At 67.4% G+C, this 24,376-nt stretch carries 21 protein-coding genes; 12 read left to right on the top strand and 9 right to left on the bottom strand.

Features of this window, described 5'->3' with window-relative positions; translation table 11 throughout:
- Positions 1-28: 28 nt before the first annotated feature.
- Together J2X36_RS03795 and J2X36_RS03790 are read right to left on the bottom strand one after the other, a co-directional pair.
- Positions 29-2,464, bottom strand: coding sequence for a phosphoketolase family protein (locus J2X36_RS03795; RefSeq protein ID WP_310346359.1), 2,436 nt, complete (start codon positions 2,462-2,464; stop codon positions 29-31).
- Between the two features lie 140 nt (positions 2,465-2,604).
- Entirely contained in the window at positions 2,605-3,027 is a 423-nt protein-coding gene (locus J2X36_RS03790) for a hypothetical protein (RefSeq protein ID WP_310346356.1), read from the bottom strand.
- Positions 3,028-3,730: 703 nt separating this feature from the next.
- Between J2X36_RS03790 and J2X36_RS03785 the strand changes: the two genes are divergently transcribed.
- Positions 3,731-4,156: a hypothetical protein gene (locus J2X36_RS03785; protein ID WP_405029721.1), complete on the top strand. Its 426-nt coding sequence runs from the start codon at positions 3,731-3,733 to the stop codon at positions 4,154-4,156.
- 171 nt (positions 4,157-4,327) lie between these two features.
- Here the strand turns inward: J2X36_RS03785 and J2X36_RS03780 are convergent, their stop codons facing one another.
- The gene (locus tag J2X36_RS03780; protein WP_310346352.1) at positions 4,328-5,998 is read right to left on the bottom strand and encodes a SulP family inorganic anion transporter; all 1,671 of its coding nucleotides are present in this window, start codon (positions 5,996-5,998) and stop codon (positions 4,328-4,330) included.
- Positions 5,999-6,102: 104 nt separating this feature from the next.
- On the bottom strand, positions 6,103-6,330 hold the full coding sequence (locus J2X36_RS03775; RefSeq protein WP_310346349.1) for an ion channel: 228 nt from the start codon (positions 6,328-6,330) through the stop codon (positions 6,103-6,105).
- Between the two features lie 472 nt (positions 6,331-6,802).
- Between J2X36_RS03775 and J2X36_RS03770 the strand changes: the two genes are divergently transcribed.
- The 4 genes from J2X36_RS03770 to J2X36_RS03755 all read left to right on the top strand — a co-directional run bounded on the left by J2X36_RS03770 (position 6,803) and on the right by J2X36_RS03755 (position 9,243).
- On the top strand, positions 6,803-6,931 hold the full coding sequence (locus tag J2X36_RS03770) for a hypothetical protein (protein ID WP_310346346.1): 129 nt from the start codon (positions 6,803-6,805) through the stop codon (positions 6,929-6,931).
- Between the two features lie 400 nt (positions 6,932-7,331).
- Positions 7,332-7,781: a hypothetical protein gene (locus J2X36_RS03765; protein ID WP_310346343.1), complete on the top strand. Its 450-nt coding sequence runs from the start codon at positions 7,332-7,334 to the stop codon at positions 7,779-7,781.
- A gap of 141 nt (positions 7,782-7,922) precedes the next feature.
- The gene (locus tag J2X36_RS03760; RefSeq protein WP_310346340.1) at positions 7,923-8,570 is read left to right on the top strand and encodes a 3-oxoacid CoA-transferase subunit A; all 648 of its coding nucleotides are present in this window, start codon (positions 7,923-7,925) and stop codon (positions 8,568-8,570) included.
- A gap of 4 nt (positions 8,571-8,574) precedes the next feature.
- Positions 8,575-9,243, top strand: a complete 669-nt coding sequence (locus J2X36_RS03755; RefSeq protein ID WP_310346337.1) for a 3-oxoacid CoA-transferase subunit B — start codon at positions 8,575-8,577, stop codon at positions 9,241-9,243.
- 190 nt (positions 9,244-9,433) lie between these two features.
- On the opposite strand, the gene J2X36_RS03750 is transcribed toward J2X36_RS03755, so the two are convergent.
- Positions 9,434-9,955, bottom strand: a complete 522-nt coding sequence (locus tag J2X36_RS03750; RefSeq protein ID WP_310346334.1) for a GNAT family N-acetyltransferase — start codon at positions 9,953-9,955, stop codon at positions 9,434-9,436.
- 1,286 nt (positions 9,956-11,241) lie between these two features.
- Here J2X36_RS03750 and J2X36_RS03745 point away from each other — a divergent pair.
- From J2X36_RS03745 to atpC, 6 genes are all read left to right on the top strand, one after another.
- The gene (locus J2X36_RS03745) at positions 11,242-12,216 is read left to right on the top strand and encodes a phosphate acetyltransferase (protein WP_310346331.1); all 975 of its coding nucleotides are present in this window, start codon (positions 11,242-11,244) and stop codon (positions 12,214-12,216) included.
- Positions 12,217-12,219: 3 nt separating this feature from the next.
- The gene (locus J2X36_RS03740; RefSeq protein ID WP_310346327.1) at positions 12,220-13,425 is read left to right on the top strand and encodes an acetate/propionate family kinase; all 1,206 of its coding nucleotides are present in this window, start codon (positions 12,220-12,222) and stop codon (positions 13,423-13,425) included.
- Positions 13,426-13,441: 16 nt separating this feature from the next.
- The gene (locus tag J2X36_RS03735; protein ID WP_310346323.1) at positions 13,442-13,945 is read left to right on the top strand and encodes a hypothetical protein; all 504 of its coding nucleotides are present in this window, start codon (positions 13,442-13,444) and stop codon (positions 13,943-13,945) included.
- Between the two features lie 95 nt (positions 13,946-14,040).
- Positions 14,041-16,302, top strand: a complete 2,262-nt coding sequence (locus J2X36_RS03730; RefSeq protein WP_310346320.1) for a DUF3141 domain-containing protein — start codon at positions 14,041-14,043, stop codon at positions 16,300-16,302.
- Entirely contained in the window at positions 16,299-17,081 is a 783-nt protein-coding gene (fabI, locus tag J2X36_RS03725; RefSeq protein ID WP_310346318.1) for an enoyl-ACP reductase FabI, read from the top strand. Before J2X36_RS03730 ends, fabI begins: the two co-directional genes overlap by 4 nt.
- Positions 17,082-17,119: 38 nt before the next feature.
- Positions 17,120-17,521: an ATP synthase F1 subunit epsilon gene (gene atpC / locus J2X36_RS03720; protein ID WP_310346315.1), complete on the top strand. Its 402-nt coding sequence runs from the start codon at positions 17,120-17,122 to the stop codon at positions 17,519-17,521.
- Between the two features lie 55 nt (positions 17,522-17,576).
- Here the strand turns inward: atpC and ppk2 are convergent, their stop codons facing one another.
- The 4 genes from ppk2 to J2X36_RS03700 all read right to left on the bottom strand — a co-directional run bounded on the left by ppk2 (position 17,577) and on the right by J2X36_RS03700 (position 23,547).
- Positions 17,577-18,413, bottom strand: coding sequence for a polyphosphate kinase 2 (gene ppk2 / locus J2X36_RS03715; RefSeq protein ID WP_310346312.1), 837 nt, complete (start codon positions 18,411-18,413; stop codon positions 17,577-17,579).
- Between the two features lie 25 nt (positions 18,414-18,438).
- Complete coding sequence (locus tag J2X36_RS03710) at positions 18,439-21,624, bottom strand: multidrug efflux RND transporter permease subunit (RefSeq protein WP_310346309.1); 3,186 nt, start codon at positions 21,622-21,624, stop codon at positions 18,439-18,441.
- A gap of 4 nt (positions 21,625-21,628) precedes the next feature.
- Positions 21,629-22,747, bottom strand: a complete 1,119-nt coding sequence (locus J2X36_RS03705; protein WP_310346306.1) for an efflux RND transporter periplasmic adaptor subunit — start codon at positions 22,745-22,747, stop codon at positions 21,629-21,631.
- A 185-nt stretch (positions 22,748-22,932) separates the two neighbouring features.
- Positions 22,933-23,547, bottom strand: coding sequence for a hypothetical protein (locus tag J2X36_RS03700; RefSeq protein ID WP_405029717.1), 615 nt, complete (start codon positions 23,545-23,547; stop codon positions 22,933-22,935).
- A 465-nt stretch (positions 23,548-24,012) separates the two neighbouring features.
- On the opposite strand from J2X36_RS03700, the gene J2X36_RS03695 reads away from it, so the two are divergent.
- Complete coding sequence (locus tag J2X36_RS03695) at positions 24,013-24,285, top strand: hypothetical protein (protein WP_310346304.1); 273 nt, start codon at positions 24,013-24,015, stop codon at positions 24,283-24,285.
- Positions 24,286-24,376: the final 91 nt, after the last annotated feature.

The following is a 24,376-nucleotide window of genomic DNA, read 5'->3' as shown; positions in this document are numbered from 1 at the left end:
CACTCGACGCCGGTCGCGGCGCCCCTCCTCACACATTGTCGCTCTCCGTCGAGCTGGCGCCGCGCGCCGGCGCCGTCTGGCTCCACGACCAGCCGGACACTTCGGGCATGTCGTCGCCGTGCCGGCCGATGTACTCCCGGTGATCGATCAGCTTGTCCCGGATCGCCTGCTTGGCGTAGGCCGCCCGGGTAGCCAGGCCCGGCACACGGTCGATGACGTCGCTGACCAGGTGGAACCGGTCGATGTCGTTCATCACGCACATGTCGAACGGCGTGCTCGTCGTGCCTTCCTCCTTGTAGCCGCGCACATGGAAGTTCCGGTGGCCGTGACGGCGGTAGATCAGCCGGTGGATGAGCCACGGGTACCCGTGGAAGGCGAAGACGACCGGCTTGTCCGTCGTGAACAGGGCATCGAAGTCCTGATCCGACAGGCCGTGCGGATGCTCCGTCTCGGGCTGCAGCTTCATCAGGTTCACGACGTTGATGACGCGCACCTTGAGATCCGGAGCGTGGCGGCGCAGGAGGTCGACGGCCGCGAGCGTCTCCAGGGTCGGCACATCCCCGCAGCAGGCCATCACCACGTCCGGCTCGCTGCCGCGATCGCTGCTCGCCCATTCCCAGATCCCGAGCCCGGCCGTGCAGTGCTTGACCGCCTGATCCATCGTGAGCCATTGCGGCGCCGGTTGTTTGCCCGCGACGATGACGTTCACGTAGTTCCGGCTCCGCAGGCAGTGGTCGGTCACCGAGAGCAGGCAGTTGGCATCGGGCGGCAAGTAGACGCGGACGACCTCTGCCTTCTTGTTCACGACGTGATCGATGAAGCCTGGGTCCTGATGGCTGAACCCGTTATGGTCTTGGCGCCAGACGTGGCTCGACAGCAGGTAGTTCAGCGAACCGATCGGGCGCCGCCACGGGATGTGGTTGCAGATCTTCAGCCACTTGGCGTGCTGATTGAACATCGAGTCGATGATGTGGATGAAGGCTTCGTAGCATGAGAAGAAGCCGTGCCGGCCCGTCAGCAGGTAGCCCTCGAGCCAGCCCTGACACTGATGTTCGCTCAGCATCTCCATCACGCGGCCGTCGGGCGCGAGGTGATCGTCCCACGGCAGGGTCTCGGCCACCCAGGCGCGGTTTGTGACTTCGAGTGCGTCCTGCCAGCGGTTGGAGTTGTTCTCGTCCGGGCTGAACAGCCTGAAGTTCCGTGCCTCGGCATTCAATTCCATGACGTCGCGCAGGAAGCGGCCCATCACGCGCGTGGATTCCGCCACGGCGACGCCGGGAGCGGTCACCGGTATCGCGTAGTCGCGGAAATCCGGTAGTCGGAGGTCGCGGAGCAGAGCGCCGCCGTTGGCATGCGGATTGGCGCTCATGCGGCGCTCGCCCGTCGGCGCAAGCTCGGCGATTTCGGGGCGCAGCCGGCCGTCCTCGTCGAACAGCTCGGCGGGCCGGTAGGATTGCATCCAGTCTTCTAGGAGGCGCACGTGGGCGGGGTTGTCGTGCATCTCGCCCATCGGCACTTGGTGCGAGCGCCAGTAATCCTCGGTGCGCCGCCCGTCGATTTCCTTCGGGCACGTCCATCCCTTGGGCGTCCGAAGAACGATCATCGGCCAGAGCGGGCGGCCCGTGAAACCCTTGTCGCGCGCGTCGGACTGGATGCGCCGAATGTCCCGCAGCACCGCGTCCAGCGTGGAGGCCATGAGCTGATGCATCTCGGCCGGCTCATGTCCCTCGACGAAGTAGGGCGTGTATCCGTATCCGCGGAAGAGGTGTTCGAGCTCTTCGTGGCTGATCCGGGCCAAGACGGTCGGGTTCGCGATCTTGTACCCGTTCAGGTGCAGGATCGGCAGAACCGTTCCATCGGTTGCTGGACTGAGAAATTTGTTCGAGTGCCAGCTCGTCGCCAGCGGCCCGGTCTCGGCCTCACCGTCGCCGACCACGCAGGCGACGATGAGGTCGGGGTTGTCGAAGGCCGCCCCGTAGGCATGCGAGAGGGAGTAGCCTAGCTCGCCGCCCTCGTGGATCGACCCCGGCGTTTCGGGGGCGACGTGGCTCGGGATCCCGCCGGGGAAGGAGAACTGCTTGAACAGGCGCCTCATGCCCTCGGTATCGGCGGAGATGTGCGGGTAGACTTCGCTGTAGGTCCCCTCGAGATAAGCGTTCGCAACCAGGCCCGGCCCGCCGTGCCCCGGCCCGGTGATGTAGATCATATCAAGATCGTGTTTCTTGATCAGCCGGTTCAGATGAACATAGACGAAGTTCAGGCCCGGGGTCGTGCCCCAGTGACCGAGCAGGCGGGGCTTGATGTGCTCCTTGGTCAGCCGTTCCTTCAGCAGAGGATTGTCGTACAGGTAGATCTGGCCGACCGACAGGTAGTTCGCCGCCCGCCAGTAAGCGTCGATCAGGGTGAGGTCGAGCTTTTGCGCCGCGCGCTTGGGCTGCCGCCGGTCTTTGACAATAGCGTCCATTTTCCTACCCAAGCACGGTACTATGTCTGTTCTGACGCGAGCGAATGGCTTGTTTCAGGCGGAAGCATTCGGCATCAGCGCGCCGCACGCTTCCAGCCGCCGTGTCTCATGGTTGCGCTGACGCCCGAATGCCCGGCTCCTCAGTACGAGGTGCAGACGCCGGCGTAGGGGTCGTAGGTGGCGTATGGCCCACAGCCTCCGTAGCCGCTGCCGTAGTAGCCGGCCGCTGCGGCTGCACCGAGCCCGGCCGCGGCCAGCCCGTAGCCGTAGGGACGATAGCCGCCCCACCCGTAGCCGCGATAACCGCGATATCCGCCGTAGCCCCCGCCAATCCGACCCGCACCCCAACCGCCCCGTCCAGCAATGGGTCCCGCCGCGCCCCAGCCGGGCCGCCCGATGCCGCCGCGGAAACCGCCCACACCACCGCCGCGGAAGCCGCCAGCGTGGAAGCCGCCACCGCCCCGGAAGCCGCCGCCCCCGCCGCGGAAGCCGCGCGCGTCGGCCGCCACGCTGGTCAGGATCAGGGCAGCGAAGGCCGCGGATGAGATCAGGAGCGCTTTCATGAGGTCGTCTCCTTGCCGGAGGACAACATAGTTGGGTGAGCCACGTCGGACCGGGGCGTACGCCCGCCCATCGGGTCCGCGCAGCATCAATCCTTGATGTTGGGAACGCTAACACCGCGCCGGGCGCCTCGCTTGATCCAACAGGACAGGCAAAGGCCGCGATGCGGCGCTCCATGAGAGCGAACGACCGCGCTCAGATGCTCAGCCGCGCTACTTCGATCAGGACATCCTCAAGGTAGGCCTTAGCCGCCCGATGCCGGTCGCGCTTGGTCCCATGATGCTGAAGCCGATCAACTCGCCGCGGGCATGAACCCTGCGGGTCAGGGTCTCCGCCTTCGTGGCCACTTCGCGCTCGGTCGGCGCGCAGGATGCAGCAAGTCTCGCTGGTTGTGATTTGGCCTTCGAAGGTGGGCGCCTCACTCATCATGACGACCACGCGGCAATCGCAGAGAGGCGAAAGCGTGTCCTTATGACTAAGGTCAATCATCGAGGGTGGGATGCTTCGGGGTTGCGGTGACTTCGCATCCAACGACATCGGCGCGTCCAAGGAGCGGAAGCCGTCGCAGCTCTTCTACGTTTTATTCGTACCGGCAACTTAGAGCTTTCAGTCGGTAGGATTGCGCCATTGACATTCGCGCGTTGCGCCAGCGGAGCCTGCCTGGGGAAATTGATAACGAACGTATTGCCGTCGAAGGAGATCGCGATGGGAATTGCAAGTTTCGTGGGGGCCGCTGCGCTCGGGCTAGGCCTCGCCATCTCGACCGGAGTGCCGGCCGTACGCGCGGCCCAGGCCGGCCTTGCGGGTTATCAGGGCGCTTGGGTCTTGCAGGGGCGCGACTGCGCGGATGTCTATTCGTCGGAGGGTAAAGCGACGTCGTTCAAGAAGCCGATCGACGTCTTCGCGCCCGCCTTCATGATCTCAGGCAAGCGCCTAAGGACCCCGATGGCATCGTGCCAGATCAAATCGGCCCGGCCGGTCGGTGACCGTCAGATCCTCCTCCTTGACTGCGCGAACGCTGTGGCCGGCAATGAGGTGCGGGTTCTGATGGCGCCCTCGAACGGGACGCTCAGACGTTACTACAGCGATCAGGATCCGACTGGCGTCACCTACCAGCGCTGCTCGCCATGAGGCGCAAGACATCGGAATGACAGGAGCGGGGCTGCGGCCGCTGGCCCGCGGGCTAGCCCATGGTCATGATGGTGCTGCCTCCATGAGGCCGCGGGGTTGGCCCGCACGCGACTGCGACTCGGCCACGACGGTACCGCCGGGTGCCCAACGCTTGCTGGACCCAGCGTCTTCCTATTCAGGCGCTGATTGAGAGTGAAGCTTCCTATAGCGCTCAATTGCCGTTCGAGCATTGAACAACAGGCGGTCCGGGCCGAGTTCCCGATCTAAGCCCGCGCGCCGCACCATGTCGAGCACGCCCGGGTTGAGGTCCACCAGCCACAGGGTCGCGATGGTCCGCCGTGCGCCCTCCTGCAGCATCTGCAGCGCCGAATACTCAATGTCGGGCACGCGGCTGAAGTCGAGGACGACGACCCTCGGCTTGTGCGCGGCCATCAGCGCCCGGATCCGGTCGCCCACGTTCTGCGCGTTGGCGAAGTACAGACGCCCTTCTGGCCGCAGGATGAGTAGACCCTCGAACGTCTCGTCGTCGGGGTGCTCGGGCGATAGGGGGCGCAGTACATCGGCTCCGCGCTTGCGCGCGACGACCGAAACCGGGGGATGGGCAGTCTGGAGAGCGAGCCCGACGAGCGAGAGGACGATGGCGACGACGATGCCCTCGAGCGTCCCGAAGACAAGCACCCCCAGCGCAGCCACGACCGCCCAGCGGAACTCCATACCCCGTACCCGATAGATGGCGCGGAATTCCGCTGGCTGGATGAGGCCGGCCGAGTAGACGATGACGACCGCCGCGAGGGTCGCCTGCGGCAGGAGGCCCAGAATCGGGGCCAGAAGCAGCATCGTGCCAAGGGCAGCTGCGGCTGTTACGAGCGAGGTTGCCTGTGTCCGGCCGCCGGCTGCCCGTACGACGCCGGTCTGCGAGGTCCCGCCGCCGGCCGGCATGGCCCCGAGCAGGGCGCCCCCTAGGTTTGCCGCTCCCGTGGCGATCAACTCGCGGTTGGCGTCGACAGGCGGATCGCCGGGGCCCAGGAACGCCCGTCCCGCGGCGATGCTCTCGGTGAAGCTCATCAGGGCGATCCCCATGGCGCCGGGTAGGAGCGCCTGGATCAGGGTCGGGTCGGGCAGGGTCAGGGAGGGAAGGCCCTGCGGGATCGTCCCGACGGTCGAGACCCCCGATGCGGCGAGACCCATCAGCCAGGAGGCGGCGATGGCGGCCGCGACCGTGGCCAATGGGGCCGGCGAATGCGGCTTGAGCCACTCCATGCCGACGAGCACGGCCAGCGTGGCCCCAGCGACGGCCAGGGTCGGCAGCGAGGTTTCGGGAAGGTGCTGGACCAGGCTCACCAAGTCGGCGAAGAACGATTGCTTCGCGAAATGGAGCCCCAGCAGCTTGGGAGCTTGGTCCAGCAGGATCACGAGCCCGATCCCGGCCTTGAACCCCGTCAGAACTGGCACGGAGATGAAACTGGCAACGAAGCCGAGCTTCATCAGCCTGGCCGCGAGAAGCAACGTGCCAACGAGTAACGTTAGCGTTGCCGTGGCGGCGATAAGCCGTGCCGGATTCCCATCCGGCACCACGCTGCCGAGTTCGGCCCCCGTCAGAATGGCCAGCGTCGTCGTCGAACTCACGCTGAGCACACGCAACGAGCCCAGAAGACCGTAGATGACCGCGGGAACGAAGGCCGTGTAGAGGCCGACCGCCACCGGCAACCCTGCCACCGTGGCATAGGCCATCGCCTTGGGGAGGACGACAGCCGCGGCCGTGAGCCCTGCTGGGACGTCGAAACGAAGCTCCGCCGGCGCGCCGTTCCGGAAGTCCTGCATTGTCGATCCGAGGCTCGTCATGTGCGGCCCTCCGCAATTGGCCAGGCACTAGAGCCAATCCTATCAGGGCTTCGACGCTTTCTGCATGAGGGATCGGGCGGGCTGGGTCGTCGCCTCCGAAAACTTCAATGCACGATCTCGTCCATGCGGATCAGGGTTCGCCGAAGGACCTCAAAGATAACGGCTGTCGACCACCCGAACAGCAGGATACCGTTCATGGCGGTGACAGGACCGATGAGAGGCCAGCGTTCGACCGGTATGACGCCGCCATAGCCCAGCGTCGTGTAATTCACGAAGGCGAAGTACAAGACATCAGATCCGACCGGAGCGACTCCGACGGTCTCGTACACCATCGCTCAAATTAAGGCTTCCAAGATATGCAGCGCCATCAGGACACACACGGCAGATGACATGATCCACGACAGGGAAGCGCCGCTGTACCTGCGAACATCCGTATGCACACAGGCCACCTTGATGACTATCGTCATCATGATGGAATGAACCGTGATGCTGCAGATGCTCGCACCTATCCAACCACCAGTTGAATCAACATCTCCAACCTCCGCTGCCCGATTATGCCTGAGCACGAGTGCGGGAACCGGTGCCTGATCCGAGATTGACGCGCGATCCTGAGCATCTCGACTCGTGACGGATCGGAGACGCGAGCATCGACGAACCTTTGCCTGCTGTACGAGCTAGAGGCACGTGGCTCCGCTCGTGCGAGGGCGGACAGAACCGTGAAAAATGCATTGGCTCCGGAGCTTGGCCGTTCATGACGCAGCCGAAGCCTGCTCTAATGCCACTCGAACTGAGCGGGGTCACACCATGACAGTTCTTCGCACCCTCGACACGCACTTGGACACCGAGGCCGGGCTGACGCAGCTCTTCGCCTTCATGTACTCGATCATCGCGGCAGAATGCGCGGTCATCGCCTACGGATTGCTGGCCCATTAGAGCGCGACGATTGCACTGGCCGTAGCGAAGAGAGCGGCAGTGAACCGCGACGCGGTTCGCGGCGGTGCGCCTGGTGCGGCTCGGCGCAATGCCTCCGGGTGCACGGGTCTACGCCCGCCTCAGGAAGTCGGCCAAGTAGGCGCCGTGGGCAGGGCAGCGCGGTGGCCCGAGTGGCGCTGGCGGCGCGTGCTGGTGGCCTGCCTCGCGAGGCCATGTGCATCCGACTACGGCCTTTAACGGACTTCGCCGGATGTCCTCTTGGATCAAGCGACGCTGCTGACTTGGTCCTAAGGTCCGACAACCATGGTGGTGAAGTCGAGCGGATTTCAGGGATGGCCACAGCGGCCAGTTCCGACCTGCCTCACCTCGACGTGTTGTCCTCCGTCACGGAGATGATGTCATGAAAGCGTTCCTGATCTCGTCCGCGGCCTTCGCCGCCCTGATTCTGACCAGTGTGGCGGCCGACGCGCGCGGCTTCCGTGGGGGCGGCGGCGGCTTCCGCGGCGGTGGCGGCTTCCACGCTGGCGGCTTCCGGGGCGGTGGCTTCCGCGGCGGCGGCTTCCAGGGCGCCCGGGCGGGCGGCTTCCGTGGCGGGGTCGGTGGCTATCGCGGCGGCGTGGCCGGCTATCGCGGCGGGTACGGCCGTTACGGCTATCGTGGCGGGTACGGCCGTTACGGTTACGCAGGAGCCGGCCGTTACGGCTACGGCCGCTATGGATACCGTCCTGGCTACGGGCTCGCCGCAGCCGGCGTCGGCGCTGCCGCTGCCGCTGGCTACTACGGCTCGTACGGTGGATGCGGACCGAACGCCTACTACGACAGGTATGCCGGCGGCTGCCGTCCCTACTAATCGGCGGATCCGAGAGTCCGCGCCCGGGCCCGCCGGCCACGTTCGGCGGCGTGGCCCTGGGCACGGACAGCGCGGGCGCGGCAGGGCCTTCATCGGCATGAGGCTCGACCGCGCTCGCATGGAACAGGGGCAGCTTGCGACATGAGGATGATCGCGCTCGACGAGGTGGTGGCCGCGATCCCCGACGGCGCAACGCTGATGGTCGGCGGCTTCATGGGCGTCGGCACGCCCGAGCCGCTCATGGATGAACTCGTCCTGCAGGGCCGGCGAGAACTGACCGTCATCGCGAACGACACCGCCTCGCCAGGCATCGGCATCGGCAAGCTGGTGACCGCCAAGGCGATCCGGCGGTTGATCGCGAGCCATATCGGACTCAACCCCGAGACCCAGAAGCAGATGATCGAAGAGACCTTGCAGGTGGAGCTGGTGCCTCAAGGGACGCTGGTGGAGCGCATCCGGGCTGGCGGCTGCGGACTGGGCGGCGTTCTCACCCCCACCGGGGTCGGCACCGTCGTCGAAGAAGGCAAGCGGAGGATCGAGGTCGACGGCCGCGAATACCTGATCGAGACCGGGCTGCAGGCCGACTTCGCGCTCGTGCAGGCCTTTTTGTGCGACTATCTCGGGAACCTCACCTACGCATTGACCGGGCGCAACTTCAATCCACTCATCGCCATGGCCGCGCGCACGGTCGTGGTCTGCGCGGAGCACGTGGTTCCGGTGGGCGTGATCGCGCCCGACCACGTCGTCACGCCAGCCCCCCTCGTCGACTATGTCATCGCGAGGGCCTGACCCGATGGATCCGCAGATCGTCATCGCGCGGCGCATCGCCCAAGAACTTCACAATGGGATGCTGGTAAACCTCGGCATCGGCATCCCGACGCTCGTCGCCAACTATGTCCCGGACGGGATCCACGTGTTCTTTCAATCCGAGAATGGTTTGATCGGGACAGGCCCGGTGCCGGAGCAGGGCATGGGCCTGCGCTGGCTCACCGATGCCGGCGGCAAGCCGGTAACGGCGCTGCCGGGAGCCTCCGCCTTCGACAGCGCGATGTCCTTCGCGCTCATCCGGGGCGGGCATCTCGATCTGACGGTGCTCGGCGGCCTGCAGGTCGACCAGCAGGGGCACCTCGCGAACTGGATGGTGCCCGGCAAGATGGTGCCGGGCATGGGCGGCGCGATGGACCTCGTGACCGGAGCCAAGCGCGTGATCGTGGCCATGCAGCACACAGCCAAGGGCCGGCCGAAGATCGTCCGCGAATGTTCACTGCCGCTGACCTCGTCCCGCCCGGTCGACCTCGTCGTGACGGAACTGGCGGTCATCAGTTTCCCGGAAGGGCGCGCAACCCTCGTCGAGACGGCGGAGGGCGTCAGCGTCGAGGAGGTGCGGGCCGCCACTGAGGCCGAACTCGTCGTCCCCGAGCCCGACCTTAGCCCAACCGTTGGTGGGCTCCTCATCGGGTAGATTCTTGTCATCCTGAGGAAGTTCGCCAGATTGCGTGCACACGCGCCGACCGACGTTAACGCTGCCGCCTGCGCCCGCGGCCGTGAATCGGTCCGTCTTCTCCAGCCCGCACGGAGCCGTCCGCCTCCGGCGATCCTGAGGTGACCGCCGCTCCTCCCCGGTGAAAGTGGGGACCGGCGAAGGAGGGCGCTCAACCGAGTTGCAGAAGCACGTGGACGGCCTCAGCCTCGACCCTCTTGCTTAGCGGCAATCCGCACCGCTCAAACACCTTCAGCATGGGAGCGTTGTCCCGCAGGATTTCCGCGGTCAGTTCCGCCAGCCCGCTGGTGCGGGCGATGCCGATAAGGTGCCGCACCAGCGCGGCGCCTATGCCCTGGCCCTGGTATTCGTCGACCACGGTGATTGCGACCTCGGCTTGGCCCGGTCGCGTCACGACGTAGCGAGCGCCGCCGACGATCACGCGCTCGCCGTTGTCGTTCGCGGTCGCGACCAGGGCAACGTGGTTCGTGAAGTCGACGTTCAGGAAGTACGCGACCTCAGTGTCGGTGAAGTGGCTCTTCGCGCCGAAGAAGCGGCGGTAGAGCGACAGCGCGCTCGTTTGGCCGACGGCAGCCAACAGCCCCTCGCGGTCATCCGGCCGAAGCGCGCGGATTTCGAGTGTCCCCCCGTCGCGGAGGACCTCGACGGCCGAGAATTGCGACAGGTCATCCATGGCAGCCCTTCTCCTCTGGAGCTGGAACGAGTGCCGAAGCAGGGTTTAGGGGAGGGTGCCCAGATCATAGTCTGGCCTCCACTCCTCAGAGGGCGGGCATCGCCCAGATGGTCGCGCTGTCCGCTGACGGTCAGGTCATTGTCGACTTGCCCCAGGTGCGGGACCGGGATGCCGATCTCCCCGCCGAGCCAGCGCCAGCGCGCCACGACCGCGATCAGCCTGTTTGCCGTCCAGCAAGACCCGCACATCCTGCACCCGGCCCACGACGAGCTTGTGATCGGCATAGAGCCAGCGTCCGCGCAACGTCGGGACAGCGAGGCCGCGCCAATCTGCATGCGTGAGTCCGCCTGGTCCACCGGGGCGAGCGGGCCTCTTGTGCGCTTGCCAAGCCGGCGAGCGTCACGGCGGCCGTGAGGCAGCCCCAGTGGCGAACATGCCTCGACATCGCCTGCTCCCATGCCGCTTCCCAGCGCACTCCGCCGGGCAGGGCGTAGCCGCCTAGGCGGCCCTGGCCCTGATAGCGTCCTGCGCCTGTGTCGTCTTGGCCTTGTCGCCGCAGACGGTTTGCATCAGAAGCGCCGACCGCAGGTCGACGGCGTCCTTCTCCGAACCGCATTGCCCGAGTGCCGACCAGTGCTCCGCCTGGGCCTCCAGGTGCCTCGCGAAGCACATCATCTCGGCGGTGAGGCGAAGTGGCAGATCGAGGATGAGGGCACCTCATGCCTCAAGGCGCGCGAGAAAGGCCGCGCTGGTCTCGGCACGCGCTTACCGAGATCGAGCTCCCGTCGAGTGATGATTCACGGCTGCCCTCCAGGCTGGAGGCATATGCACCACGAACATAATAGCTCGCGCCTGCGCTATAATCCAGATGACATCTGATCGATCGCGGGGCTGCTGATGGGACGTACGAGAGTGCGCTAGTGTTCGCTCGCGAGAATGAAGGCGCTTGCTACAAGATAGAATGCGGCCTTCTTTTGAGATGCATCAGAGATCGGCGTGGCGCAGATCGAAGCACCGGCAGCGGCGACAGATGACCAAAGTCGAATTCGTACACCCTGCGTTGCCGGTTCAGTCGGCTGCTGACCCGTCCTGTCCGATCAAGTCGGAATTTTTCCAAAGGCGTATGAGTTCGCAGTGGTCGTCTCCGTGTCGAGGGCGACCGGGCACACTCGCGAGAGGCGACATCGGGCGGGTAGGGCGGCTGCAGACCGAGCAAGCCCTGATCCTTCGTCCAGAGTGGTCGCCACGCTCCGGGTCCTGTCCTCGGAATGTCAGAGGAGGCCACCGTGTCGACTTCGACCATCGAGCGGGCGCCGGTGAACCCCCGCGAGCACGAGAGGTACGACCGCCTGATCGCGGCCGCCCGGGCGCTGCCGAAGCTGCGGGTCGCAGTCGCGCACCCGTGCGACGAGGCCGCCCTCGGGGCCGCGCTCGAAGCAGCAGAGCTCGGGATCGTCGAGCCCGTCCTGGTCGGGCCGCGGGTGAAGGTGGAGGCCGCTGCGGCAGCCCTCGGGGCCGACATCGGCCCCTTCCGCCTCTGCGAGGCCGCCCACAGCCACGAGGCCGCCGAGCGGGCGGTCGCGCTCGTGCGCGCCGGCGAGGCCGAGGCCCTCATGAAGGGCAGCCTCCACACCGACGAGTTGATGGCTGCGGTGGTACGCCGGGACATCGGGCTGCGCACGGCCCGCCGCCTCAGCCACTGCTTCGTCATGGACGTGCCGGGCCACCCGACGCCCCTGATCGTCACCGACGCCGCCGTCAACATCGCGCCCACGCTCGAGGAGAAGCGCGACATCACGCAGAACGCCATCGACCTCGCGCACGCGCTCGGTGTCGAGACCGTGCGGGTCGCCATCCTGTCGGCGATGGAGACCGTCAACCCGAAGGTGACCTCGACGCTCGACGCCGCCGCCCTCTGCAAGATGGCGGACCGGGAGCAGATCACCGGCGCGGTGCTCGACGGGCCGCTCGCCCTCGACAACGCCATCGACCTCGGCGCGGCTCGGATCAAGAGGATCCGCTCCCCCGTCGCCGGCCAAGCCAACGTGCTCGTCGTCCCCGACCTCGCGGCCGGCAACATGCTGGCGAAGAGCCTGACCTTCCTGGCCGGCGCGGACGCGGCCGGGATCGTGCTCGGGGCGCGGGTCCCGATCATCCTGACGAGCCGCGCCGATGCGCGGCTGACCCGTCTCGCCTCCTGCGCGGTCGCCTCCCTGGTCGCCGCGGCCGAGCGCGCGCGGCGGGTCCTGCCCGAGGTCTAGGCGATGACCCCCGTCCTCCTCGTCCTCAACGCCGGTTCGTCGAGCCTGAAGTTCCAGGTGTTCGAGGCGGGCGAGGCCGAGGATCCGGGCCGACTGTTCCGGGGCCTGTTCGAGGGCCTGGACGGGTCCGCCCGCCTGTTGATCCGGGACGGCGCCGGGGTCGTGGTGGCCGACGAGACCGTCGAGGCGCCGGCCCCCGGCCACGAGGCGGCGCTCCTGCACGTCGCCGCGTGGCTGCGCGCGAACAGCCGCGACCTCCGGCTCGCCGCCGTCGGCCACCGGGTCGTCCACGGCGGTCGCGCCTACGCTGAGCCGGTGCAGGTGGATGCAGCGGTGCTGGAGGCGCTGGAACGCCTTGTGCCGCTGGCGCCGCTCCACCAGCCGCACAACCTGGAGCCGATCCGGATCGTTCGGCGACGTTTCCCGGACCTGCCGCAGGTCGCCTGCTTCGATACCGCCTTCCACCGCGATCAGCCGGAGATGGCCCAGCTCTTCGCACTGCCGCACGCAATGACCGAGGCGGGCGTACGACGCTACGGCTTCCACGGCCTGTCCTACGCCTACGTCGCCTCGGTGCTGGCGGAGTACGATCCAACGCTCGCCGCTGGACGCGTAGTGGTTGCACATCTTGGCAACGGCGCCAGCCTGTGCGCCCTGCGGGACGGGCGAAGCGTCGCGACCACGATGGGCTTCTCCGCCCTCGACGGGCTGCCCATGGGCACACGCTGCGGCAGCCTCGATGCCAGCGTTGTCTTCTACATGCTGCGCGAGATGAAGCTCAGCCCGCAGGAGGCGGAGCGGATGCTCTACACGCAGTCGGGGCTCCTCGGCGTCTCCGGGCTGTCGAACGACATGCGCAAGCTGCGCGCCCTCGCGGCGACCGATCCCGATGCCCGCCGGGCCATCGACCTGTTCGTCTACCGGATGGGGCGGGAACTTGGCTCTCTCGTGGCGGCCCTCGGAGGCATCGACGCCCTCATCTTCACCGGCGGCATCGGCGAGAATGACGCGGCCACGAGGGCCGAGGTTCTGCGGGCCGCCGCCTGGGCGGGGTTCGAGCTCGACGAGGCGGCGAACGCGTCGGGAGGCCCGCGCGTCACGCGCGGGCCTGGCCCTACCGCCTGGGTCGTGCCGACGGACGAGGAACTGATGATCGCGCGCGGCACGCGCGAGGTGCTGGGTCGGTCCCAGCGCCAGCCGGCCTTATGAGGAACGGGAGTCCGCCATGGAAGCGCTGAAGACCAAGCCACCGGCCGAGCACGAGCTCGGGGACGAGACCTTCATGTCCGCCGCCGACCTCGGCGCCTACACCGCGAAGTTGAAGGCCGCTAAGGCCATGAAGGACATTCAGGCCGAGGACCGCGTTTCCAAGGCTCGGGCCGAGCTCATCAAGACCCTGTCCGAGACGATCGAGGTCACGCCTCAGAAGGTGCAGGAGATCACGAAGTCGCTCCTGCACAAGCTTCAGGTTGCCGCCGAGCAGGGCAAGAACGAGCTCCTGGTGATGCGGTTTCCAAATCTGATGTGCACCGACGGCGGCCGCGCCATCAACAATTCGGAGGCGGGTTGGCCCGAGACGCTGACCGGGCGGCCACGTCAGGCCTTCGAGTTCTGGCGCGACCGACTGCGGCCGGCCGGCTACGGCCTGAAGGCGATGATCGTCGACTGGCCGGACGGGATGCCGGGCGATGTCGGCTTCTTCCTCACCTGGGAAACCCGCCGCACATGAGCCCCTCAAGGTTCGGGACCGTAACCATGACCGATGCCCAGACACCTCGCCCCGAACCTACAGGCGAACAATCCGCGGCTTCCTCGGTGTTCGTGATGCAGGCGCGCGTTGCGGAGGTCTGCCAGGGCCGCTGCGCCTCGGCGGCGCAGGCCTACTTCGACGCGATGACGGCCGCCGGTCATGCCTGGCTAGATGCGGCGGCCCGACCGCTCACCCCGTTGCAGGCCTGGGAGGACGCGACCCAGTACTGGTCCGATTTCGGTCAGCGCTCGCTTCTGTTTTGGGACACGCTCCGGCAGCGCGGCAACAACTGGCTGGAGCATGAGAAGGCCGGCAAGCCCCCGCTCCTCGCCTTCGACTACGAGATCGTGGCCGACGCGCGCACCTTCGCGCGGCCGGTCAACTACGCGCTCGCGCGGATCGAGGCGCCGCCCGGCACCCGCACGGACCCCGACAGGCGCGCCTACGTCATCATCGATCCCCGCGCCGGCCACGGGCCGGGCATCGGCGGGTTCAAGGCGGATTCCGAGGTCGGCGTCGCGCTCAGGGCGGGCCATCCCGTCTACGTCGTGATCTTCTTCCCCGAGCCCGTCGCGGGGCAGACGCTCGCCGACGTCGCGCGGGCCGAGGCCGAGTTCCTCCGCATCGTGCGCGCGCGTCATCCCGCCCGCGGCAAGCCGGTGATCGTCGGCAATTGTCAGGGCGGCTGGGCCGCGATGCTGGTGGGCGCGCTCGACCCGGATTGCGCCGGGCCCATCGTGGTGAACGGCGCCCCGATGTCCTACTGGGCCGGCAACGACGCCGAGAACCCGATGCGCTACGCGGGCGGCATGCTCGGCGGGAGCTGGACCGCCTCGCTCGCGAGCGACCTCGGGGGCGGCACCTTCGACGGCGCCTACCTCGTCGAGAACTTCGAGTACCTGAACCCGGCCAACACCTACTTCGGCAAGAGCTACAATCTCTTCGCGAAGATCGACACGGAGTCTGAGCGCTACCTGGAATTCGAGCGCTGGTGGGGCGGCTACTTCCTGATGAACCGGGAGGAGATCCGGTGGATCGTCGACAACCTGTTCGTTGGCAACAAGCTGGCTGCCGGCAGCGCGGAGTGGTCGGAAGGGCACACCGTCGATCTGCGCGCGATCCGCTCGCCGATCATCCTGTTCGCCTCGCTCGGCGACAACATCACCCCGCCGCAGCAGGCCTTCAACTGGGTTGCCGATCTCTATCCGACGACTGAGGAGCTCAAGGCGAGCGGACAGGTGATCGTCGGCCTCATGCACGAGAGCATCGGCCATCTCGGCATCTTCGTGTCGGCCGGCGTCGCGCGGCGGGAGCACGCCCAGATCGTCGACCTGCTCGAATACATCGAACATCTGCCGCCGGGCCTGTACGGCATGCAGGTCGAGGAGCGGACGAACGGCGCGAGCCGCTACGACGTCGTTCTGAGGGAGCGGCGGGTCGAGGATCTGCAGCAACTGCAGAAGTACGCCCGCAAGGACGAGGTCCCCTTCGCCGCGGTGGAAACGGTCTCGGAGCTCAATGCCTCGCTCTACGAGACCTTCGTGCACCCGGTGCTCGGCGCCCTCGTGACGCCGGAGGCAGGGAAGGTTGCCCGCGCCTGTCATCCGCTCCGGGCGCGGCGCTGGGCGATCTCGGACCTGAACCCCTTCCTGGCTCCGCTCAAGGGCTGGGCCGAGTTCGCGCGCGCCCATCGCACGCCGCGCGATGAGGCGGGCCCCAGCGTCGCGTCGGAGCGGCTCCTCGCGGCCAGCGTCACCGCCGGGTGGGACCTCTACCGGCAGCTGCGCGACGCCGCGGTCGAGAACCTGTTCTACAACGTCTACGGCCCCGTCAGCGTCCTGGCTCCGGCCGAGCCCGCGGCCGAGAAGCTTGTGCCCCTTCCGGGCGGTGAGATGCCAGCCATCCGTGAGGCCCTCGCCCGGATCGAGGAAGGTGGGTTCACCGAGGCCACCGTTCGGGCAGCCCTGCTCGCCGCCCGGCTCGGGCCGCGCGAGAAGCGGCTCTCGACGGCCAAGCACATCCGGGAGCTTGTTGGGCGCGAGGTCGGCTTGCTCGACTTGGCGGCCGGCGAGGCCAGCCATGTCGTGCGGCAGCAATCCTACATCGTCGAGCATGAGCCCGAACGCGCGCTCGCAACGCTGCCGGCGCTCGTCCGTACGGCTGAGCAGCGTCAACGCCTGCTCAACATCTTGGAGCGGCTGACGGACACGATCGACCTCGCGCCGGAGCAGAGAGCGCTGATGCCCGAGCTCCAGCGAGTCCTAGCGCCGACAACTCTATCACAGCCGCCCCGTCGCCCAGCCGGGCGGGGCAAGTCGCAGAGGGCTCACCGATGACCCAGATTCCCGACGGCAACGCCCTCGCCGGCAAGCGCGCCCTCGTCCTAGGGGTCGCCAACGCCCACTCCATCGCGTACGGCTGCGCCCGCGTGTTCCGCCGCCTCGGGGCGGAGATCGCGCTGACCTACCTCAACGAGAAGGCGAGGCCCTACGTCGAGCCGCTGGCGCGGGAGCTCGAAGCCCCGATCTTCCTGCCCTGCGACGTCCAGCGGGACGGCGATCTCGACGCCGTCTTCCGGCGGATCGGCGAGACCTGGGGCGGCCTCGACATCGCCCTGCATTCCATTGCCTTCGCGCCCAAGGAGGACCTGCAGGGCCGGCTCGTCGACAGCTCGTCCGAGGGCTTCAAGGTCGCCATGGACGTATCCTGCCACTCCTTCATTCGCATGGCCCGGCTCGCCGCGCCGCTGATGACGGAGGGCGGCACCCTCCTGACCATGAGCTATCACGGCGCCAACAAGGTCGTGCCGAACTACAACCTGATGGGCCCCGTGAAGGCGGCGCTGGAGAGCGCGGTCCGCTACCTCGCCTACGAGTTGGGGAAGCAGGACATCCGCGTCCACGCGGTCTCGCCCGGACCCCTGAAGACGCGCGCCGCCTCGGGCCTGAAGGATTTCGACCTGCTGCTGACGGAGGCGGTGCAGCGCGCGCCCATCGGCGAGCTCGTCGACATCGACGATGTCGGCCTGACCGCGGCCTACCTGACGACGCCCTACGCCGCCCACCTCACGGGCATGACCGTCTACGTGGACGGCGGCCTCAGCATCATGGCCTGAGCGCTCGCGCTCGGCCCGCTCTCCGGGTGCGCACCCCGATGGCTGATCTCTTCGCCGAACTGGTCTCCTCGGACCGGGTCGCCTTCGCCGGCGAGGTCCGGTCAGTGGTCCTGCTCGGCATTGAGGGTGACATGACCATCCTGCCGGGCCACGCGCCCCTGCTGACGATGCTGCATCCCGGGATCGTCTTCGCCACCGACGCCGCCGGGACGGGACGCCGCGCCTTCGTGCGCGGAGGCTTCGCCGAGGTGGCCGGCGACCGCCTCACGATCCTGGCCGAGCTGGTGCTGCCGGTGGAGGAACTGACCCGCGACCAGCTCGAGGAGGAGATCCTCCATCTCCAGACGCAGCGGGACGGGACGATGGACGACGCGGCCCGCGCCCGGTTCGACGTCTCGATCGGCCGCCTGGAGGAGTACAAGGCGAGCCTCGGGCTCTGAACCGGATCCTCTCCGACGCGGAGCCCGCGCGCCCGCTCCCCACGGAGAGCGGGCCTCAGTACAGCTCCGGCACGAAGCGCCTGTCCCGAAGCGCGTCGTCGTAGGCCCTGTCCCGGTCGCGCTTCGGCAGGCTCACCGCCTCGCGCTTCACCGCCTTGTGGGGGATCAGGTGGAGCAGGTGGGCGATGCAGTTGAGCCGTGCCCGTCTCTTGTCGTCCGAGCGGACGATGTGCCAGGGCGCCTCCTCCGTGTCGGTCGCCGCGAGCATCGCGTCGCGCGCCCGGGAGAAGTCGTACCAGCGGCCGTAGGATTCGAGATCCATCGGGCTCAGCTTCCACTGCCGCAGGGGATCCTCGGTCCGGGCCTCGAAGCGGCGCTTCTGCTCCTGCTTGCCGACCTCCAGCCAGAACTTGATGAGCTGGATCCCGCCGTCGACGATGAAGTTCTCGATGCGCGGGCAGAGCTCGAGGAAGCGGCGATACTCCGCCTTGGTGCAGAAGCCCATCACGTGCTCGACGCCGGCGCGGTTGTACCAGCTCCGGTCGAAGATCACGATCTCGCCGGCGGCCGGGAAGTGCGCGATGTAGCGTTGCAGGAACATCTGCGACTTCTCGCGGTCGGAGGGCGCGGGCAGCGCCACGACGCGGAAGACGCGCGGGCTGACCCGCTCGGTGATGGCCTTGATCGTGCCGCCCTTGCCGGCCGCGTCCCGCCCCTCGAAGACGACGATGACGCGCTCGCCGCTCTGTCGCACCGCCTCCTGCAGGTGGCAGAGCCCGACCTGGAGCTTGCGCAGCTCCCGCTCGTAGATCTTCCGCTTGAGCTTCTTGCCCCGCTTGCCCTCGTCCGCCTCCGGCCGCTCGTCCAGCGTGATCTGCTCGGTCTCGTGCATGGCCGTGCTCCTGTGCGCCGCGCCCTCACTCGGCCGGGAGGTGTCCCGGGGTGGCCGCCGGACGGTCGGCCGGCCTGGGTCCCTTCGCGCTCTTGCCGCTCATGAGGCCCCAGGCCCGCTCGCGCAGGTTCTGGAAGACCACGTAGAGTGGCGGGATCACGAAGATGCCGATGAAGGAGGCCGCGATCATGCCGCCGAAGACCGGGGTACCCACGTCGCGCCGGGCCAGCTGCGAGGCGCCGGTCGCGATGACGAGCGGCAGCAGGCCGAGGATGAAGGCGAAGGAGGTCATCATGACGGGGCGGAAGCGCAGCCGCGCCCCCTCGGTCGCCGCCTCGCGCAGGGGAATCCCCTTCTCGCGCAGCTCCTTGGCGAACTCGACAATCAGAATGCCGTTCTTCGCAGCCAAGCCGATGAGCACGACCATGCCGATCTGAGCGTAGAGATCGAGCGTGAGCTTCGCATACACCATGGCCGCGTAGGCCCCGACAATGCCGACGGTCACCGAGAGCAGCACAGGCACGGGGATCGTCCAGCTCTCGTAGAGGCCGACCAGGAACAGGAACGCGAACAGCACCGCGAAGACCAGGATGATGGCCGTCTTGCCCTCCGCCCGCTTCTCCTGGAAGGCTGTGTCGGTCCACTCGCCGCCGAAGCCCGTCGGCAGCGTTCGGGCGGCGACCGCCTCCATCGCGGCGAGTGCCTGACCGGACGAGACCCCCGGCGCGGGAGCGCCCTGGACCGTGACGGCGCGCAGGTTGTTGTATCGGATCAGCGACGGTGGTCCCACCACGATCCGAACCTCGGCGAGGCTGCGCAGCGGCACCATCTGGCCGTCCTTGTTGCGCACGTTGATGCGGTAGATGTCGTCGATCCTCGCCCGGTCGGCCGCCTCGGCCTGGACCTGCACCTGCCAGGTGCGCCCGAACAGGTTGATGTCGTTGACGTAGAAGCCGCCGAGCGAGGCCTGGAGCGCCTGGAACACGGCGTCGAGCGGCACGCCGAGGATCTGGACCTTGTTGCGGTCGATATCGAGGTAGACGGATGGGTTCGTCGCCGAGAAGGTGCTGAAGACGCGGCCGAGCCGCGGCTCCTCGCTCGCCGCCACAGTCAGGCCGCGCAGCACCTGTGCCAGTTCCTTCGGATCGCCGCCGCGCAGGTCTTGCAGTACGTATGTGAAGCCGCCGCCGGTGCCGAGGCCGATGATGGGCGGGGGCGCCAGCGGCACCACCGTCCCGCCCTGGATCTCCCGGAACTGCTGGCCCAGCCGGGTCATGATCGCCGCCGCGCCGTCGGAGACCTCCTTGCGCTCCTCGAAGGGCTTCAGCGTCACCACCAGGAAGGCGGCGTTCCCCTGCGAGTAGTTGTCGATGAAGTTGAGCCCGATCACCGAGGTATAGTCCGCGACCGCGTGCTCCCGCTGCAGGACGGCTTCGGCGCGGGCCACGACCTCGGAGGTCCGGCCGACCGATGCCCCCTCGGGGAGCTGCACCACGACGAAGAAGGCGCCCTGGTCGTCCTCCGGGAGGAAGCCCGTCGGGGTGATCTTGGCGAGCTGCACCGTGCCGTAGGCGGCGGCGGCAGCCAGCACGAGGCCGATCAACGAAAAACGCACGATGCGCGCGACGGCAGCGCCGTAGCCGTCGCGGACCCGGTCGATCGCCCGCATGATCAGGCCCATGATGCCCCGCCGCGGGCCGTGATGTGGGCGCAGCAGCACGCCGCACAGGGCGGGGGACAGCGTGAGCGCGTTGACGGCCGAAATCAGCATCGAGACCGCGACCGCGACCGCGAACTGGCGGAAGAGCTCGCCCGAGATGCCCGGCACGAAGGCCACCGGGACAAACACGGAGAGCAGGACCAGCGTGATGGCGATGATCGGTGCGGTGATCTCGGCCATGGCCCGCTTCGTCGCCTCCTTCGGCGAGAGCTCCGGGTGCTCCTCCATGACGCGCTCGACGTTCTCCACCACCACGATCGCGTCGTCGACGACGATGCCGATGGCGAGCACCAAGGCGAGGAGCGAGACCGAGTTCGCCGAGTAGCCGACTGCCTTGAGCACGATGAAGGTGCCGATCAGGCTGACGGGCACGGCCAGCGTCGGGATGAGTGTCGCACGCAGGCTGCCGAGGAACAGGAACACCACGATCACGACGAGCACGAAGGCCTCGACGAGCGTCTTCTGCACCTCGTGCACTGTCTCAGTGATGAAGGCCGTCGGATCGTAGGTGACCTTCCAGGTCAGCCCCTCGGGGAAGGCCTTGGCCAGCTCGGCGACGCGGGCCTTGACCTCCTTGAGAGTCGTGAGGGCGTTCGCGCCGGGCGACTGGTAGATCGCGATAGCCGTAGCCGGGCTGCCGTTCAGCCGCGTCTCGCGGTCGAGGTTGGCCGCGCCGAGCTCGATCCGGGCGACGTCGCCGAGCCGTAGCAATGAGCCGTCCGGGTTCGTGCGCAGGACGATGTGCTGGAACTGCTCGGCCGAGCTTAGGCGCCCCTGCGTCTGGATGCTGAGCTGGAGCTGCTGCTCGTCCGAGATCGGCCGAGCGCCGATCCGCCCGACCGGCGCCTGGACGTTCTGGGCCTGGATCGCGGCGATGACGTCGCCTGTCGTCAGATTCAGCCCGGTGAGCTGGTCGGTCCGCACCCAGGCCCGCATGGCGTAGTCCTGCGGGCCCCAGAGCGTGGCGTCGCCGACGCCGGGCGTGCTCTTGATGCGGTCGAGCAGGTTGATCGTGACGTAATTCGAGATGAAGAGCGGGTCCTGCGTCGCCTTCGGCGAGTAGACCGCCAGGACGCCGAGCAGGGCCGAGGACTTCTTCTTGACCGTGAGACCTTGCTTGCGGACGTCCTCGGGCAGCTTGGCGAGGGCGATCTGGACCCGGTTGTTGACGTTGACGGCGTTGATGTCGGGGTCGGTGCCGAGCTCGAACGAAGCTATGAGCGTGTAGCTGCCGTCGTTGCCGCTGACGCTCTTCATGTAGATCATCTTGTCGACGCCCACGACCTGGGACTCGATCGGCTGCGCCACGGTCGATTCCACCACGTCGGCGGACGCGCCCGGATAGGTCGTGGTCACCGAGACCTGCGGGGGCACGATGTCCGGGTACTGCGCCACCGGGATGGTCAGGAGCGCCAGCGCGCCGGCGATCGATATCACGATCGCGATGACCACGGCGAGGCGTGGGCGGTCGACGAAGATGGCAGAGAACATCGCCTCAGGTCCTGCTTGCCGGCTGGTCGATCGGGCTCGCCCGTACGGGTATCCCGGGTCTCACCCGCTGCAGCCCGTCGACGATGACGAGCTCGCCGCCGGAGAGACCCTCCTCGATGACGGAATCTGGTCCGGTGTTGCTGGGCCCTGGCCTGACGCGCCGCATCGCGGCCCGGCCGTCCTCGACGATGAAGACGTAGACGCCGCCCTGATCCGCGATCAGCGCCGCCTGCGGCACCACCACCTTCTGCGCGGGTGCTCCCATCTGCAGGGCGACCCGCACCAGCTGCCCGTCGCGCAGCGCGCCCGCCGGGTTCGGCATGACAGCCCGCACGACGACCGTGTCGGTGGCGCGGTCGACGCTGACATTGACGAAATCGACCCGGCCGACCTGGCCGTACTCCGAGCCGTCCTGGAACCGGATCCGGACGCCGATCTTGCCGCGGTCGGGGCGGTCTGCGCCCTGCTGGTAGCGCAGGAACTCGCGCTGGCTCACCGGGAAGGTGACGTACATCGGGTCCTGGCTGACGATCGTGGTCAGCACGCCGCTGTCGGGCCCGACGACGTTGCCCTTGGTGACGCTGGTGCGGCCGATCCTGCCGGCGATGGGCGTGGAAATCTGGGTGTAGCCGAGGTTGATGCGGGCGGTCTGGAGGTTTGCCTCGTCGCCCGTGACTGCGCCCTTGGCCTGATCGAGGGCGGCGCGGGCCTGGTCGCGGGCCACGACGGTCCCGGAGTTCCTATCGAGGAGTTCCTGCGCTCGCTGCAACTGGATGGCCGCCAGGGCATAGGCGGCTTTGCCGCGCTCAAGGGCGCCCTCGGCCTGCTTCACTCCCGCCTCGAATAGGTCCGGCTCGATCCGGTAGAGCAATGCCCCCTCCTTGATGGGATCGCCCTCTTTGAACAGGACGGCATCGAGAAAGCCGGTGACGCGTGCGCGCACCTCGACGCGGCCGACCGCCTCGACGCGGCCGACGAAGTCGAGCGACTGATCGAGGGCCTTGCGCTGGGCATAGGCCGTCCCGACCGGAACCGCCGCGGCCGGAGCCGGCTCGCCGCGTGCGGGCAGATTGAGCCCGACGGCAACCAGCGCGGCGAGCAATGGAGAGGGAAAGTGGACCATGGTCGTCCCTCATCTCGCATCCGCCCCTGTGAATGCGGCATTGCACCTATTTTCGCAGCTTTCGCGCAACGCGCTTGATCGGATGGGACGTCACTGGCTTGAGGATCCGCTGCTGCGACGCGGTGCCTCTTTCACTCGGCTCGCGCGGAGATCGGGTCCCGCTACGTCGCACCTCAGCCCGCGCATCAAGCCTCGATGCTCCGCTCGCGCCGTAGCTCTCTGGTGGCCTCTTCGCCCCTGAAAAGAAGGGTGTGCAGGTGCTCCCGCCCCAGCACCCGGCCGAGCTCCCGGAATGTGAAGTAGGGGATCAGGGCCACGGCCATTATCACGCTCGCCGAAGCAAGCCCCCGGATTCCGCCCCCGCCGATCGCCGGCACGCTGTCTAACACCGTCTTCCCGCGCCAGAGCCCGAGCGCCATCTCTTCAAGAGCGTAGGCACCTACGAGGAGTATCGCGAAAACGAATGAGCGAGCGAGGATCGGGTAGACTAGGGGCCTGCCCTGGAAGTGCGGGCGAACGTCCAGGCTCTCGGCCACGAGCATGATCTTCGCCAGGATCCAAGCATTGATGAAGGCCAGGCCGTAGAAGCTGTATCCCACGCCATGGCGCGACAGAACGATGTGCTCGTGGAGGATCAGGAGCCCGAAGACGACCCAGAGATAGGCGAATATGCCGAGGATTCGCTTCGCCTCCTCGAGTACCCGAAGTCTGATTCGCTGCATCCGGCCGACGGCCTGAACTGCAGAGTCCGATGGAGTGAGGTCTGGAGGCGAGGACGCCTGAACGCGCGGATCGCTCATGGGTGTAATCCACTGGTGGCTCTCTCCGACGTGCTGCCATCGACCGGCGCGGCGATGTGCATCTCGATGGCTGCCAGTTGCGCGTTCGGAACCGATCGACCAATCCGCAGAGGCAGGAGCCCGACCCTTTAGCGGTCCATCCCATCAAGACAGCGCCACAGGGAGGCTGCCCCGGGCATTGTCCTCAGGGGCCGAACTCAGTCTCGACTGGCGCGGGACCGCAGTCACGACCGACGAAGATACCTGATCTCCAGCGGCCGTCTTGATCGCCTGGGTCTCCAGAAAGGACATTTGTGCACTTGGTGGCCCAGGTCTGATGCTTGTGACCACCTCACGCGTACTGCCTGCGACCCGCTTAGCGCGCGGACGGCAACGTCTCATCGGATCAAGCAGCGCACGTAGAACCTGCAAGAATGGAGCGGCACTGTCGGTCCATCGGGCCGAGACAAGGCATGGGAGATGACAATGCTGTACCTGAGACTTGCAGGGCTCTCCATCACTGCGGCGCTTGCGCTCGGGCTGGACAGTGGGGCAAATGCGGCCCCGCTGATCAGTTCTCAGGCCGCGGTTGCAGCGTTTGGTGTGACGGACGGGCCGGTCATCAAGGCGCAGACCCTGGGAATGGAACGCCGGCACAATCGAAGGATGGATCGGCAAGATCGCAGGATGGACCGACAGGTCAATCGACAGGAACGCAGGATGGATCGCCACGACCAGAGAATGGACCGGCGCTATTAATAGGAGCGTTGAACCGGGAATCGTGGCCGTCTACGATTGTCAGTGAATGGGCATTGTCACGCGAAGCCGTGACAGCCTGCATGGATTGGGC

The sequence above is a fragment of the Methylobacterium sp. BE186 genome (assembly GCF_031457035.1).
GTDB lineage: Bacteria > Pseudomonadota > Alphaproteobacteria > Rhizobiales > Beijerinckiaceae > Methylobacterium > Methylobacterium segetis.
This window is presented reverse-complemented; position numbering and strand designations above follow the sequence as displayed.

Bases quoted from the DNA above. Each gene is read 5' to 3' on its own strand.
- J2X36_RS03735 (WP_310346323.1), top strand. From the start codon at position 13,442: ATGGAAGCGCTGAAGACCAAGCCACCGGCCGAGCACGAGCTCGGGGAC.
- J2X36_RS03750 (WP_310346334.1), bottom strand. From the start codon at position 9,955: ATGGATGACCTGTCGCAATTCTCGGCCGTCGAGGTCCTCCGCGACGGG.
- J2X36_RS03780 (WP_310346352.1), bottom strand. From the start codon at position 5,998: ATGACGAGCCTCGGATCGACAATGCAGGACTTCCGGAACGGCGCGCCG.
- atpC (WP_310346315.1), top strand. From the start codon at position 17,120: ATGGCTGATCTCTTCGCCGAACTGGTCTCCTCGGACCGGGTCGCCTTC.
- fabI (WP_310346318.1), top strand. From the start codon at position 16,299: ATGACCCAGATTCCCGACGGCAACGCCCTCGCCGGCAAGCGCGCCCTC.
- J2X36_RS03755 (WP_310346337.1), top strand. From the start codon at position 8,575: ATGGATCCGCAGATCGTCATCGCGCGGCGCATCGCCCAAGAACTTCAC.
- J2X36_RS03775 (WP_310346349.1), bottom strand. From the start codon at position 6,330: ATGGTGTACGAGACCGTCGGAGTCGCTCCGGTCGGATCTGATGTCTTG.
- J2X36_RS03790 (WP_310346356.1), bottom strand. From the start codon at position 3,027: ATGAAAGCGCTCCTGATCTCATCCGCGGCCTTCGCTGCCCTGATCCTG.
- J2X36_RS03710 (WP_310346309.1), bottom strand. From the start codon at position 21,624: ATGTTCTCTGCCATCTTCGTCGACCGCCCACGCCTCGCCGTGGTCATC.
- J2X36_RS03700 (WP_405029717.1), bottom strand. From the start codon at position 23,547: ATGAGCGATCCGCGCGTTCAGGCGTCCTCGCCTCCAGACCTCACTCCA.
- ppk2 (WP_310346312.1), bottom strand. From the start codon at position 18,413: ATGCACGAGACCGAGCAGATCACGCTGGACGAGCGGCCGGAGGCGGAC.
- J2X36_RS03770 (WP_310346346.1), top strand. From the start codon at position 6,803: ATGACAGTTCTTCGCACCCTCGACACGCACTTGGACACCGAGGCCGGG.
- J2X36_RS03760 (WP_310346340.1), top strand. From the start codon at position 7,923: ATGAGGATGATCGCGCTCGACGAGGTGGTGGCCGCGATCCCCGACGGC.
- J2X36_RS03730 (WP_310346320.1), top strand. From the start codon at position 14,041: ATGCAGGCGCGCGTTGCGGAGGTCTGCCAGGGCCGCTGCGCCTCGGCG.
- J2X36_RS03740 (WP_310346327.1), top strand. From the start codon at position 12,220: ATGACCCCCGTCCTCCTCGTCCTCAACGCCGGTTCGTCGAGCCTGAAG.
- J2X36_RS03705 (WP_310346306.1), bottom strand. From the start codon at position 22,747: ATGGTCCACTTTCCCTCTCCATTGCTCGCCGCGCTGGTTGCCGTCGGG.
- J2X36_RS03785 (WP_405029721.1), top strand. From the start codon at position 3,731: ATGGGAATTGCAAGTTTCGTGGGGGCCGCTGCGCTCGGGCTAGGCCTC.
- J2X36_RS03765 (WP_310346343.1), top strand. From the start codon at position 7,332: ATGAAAGCGTTCCTGATCTCGTCCGCGGCCTTCGCCGCCCTGATTCTG.
- J2X36_RS03795 (WP_310346359.1), bottom strand. From the start codon at position 2,464: ATGGACGCTATTGTCAAAGACCGGCGGCAGCCCAAGCGCGCGGCGCAA.
- J2X36_RS03695 (WP_310346304.1), top strand. From the start codon at position 24,013: ATGCTGTACCTGAGACTTGCAGGGCTCTCCATCACTGCGGCGCTTGCG.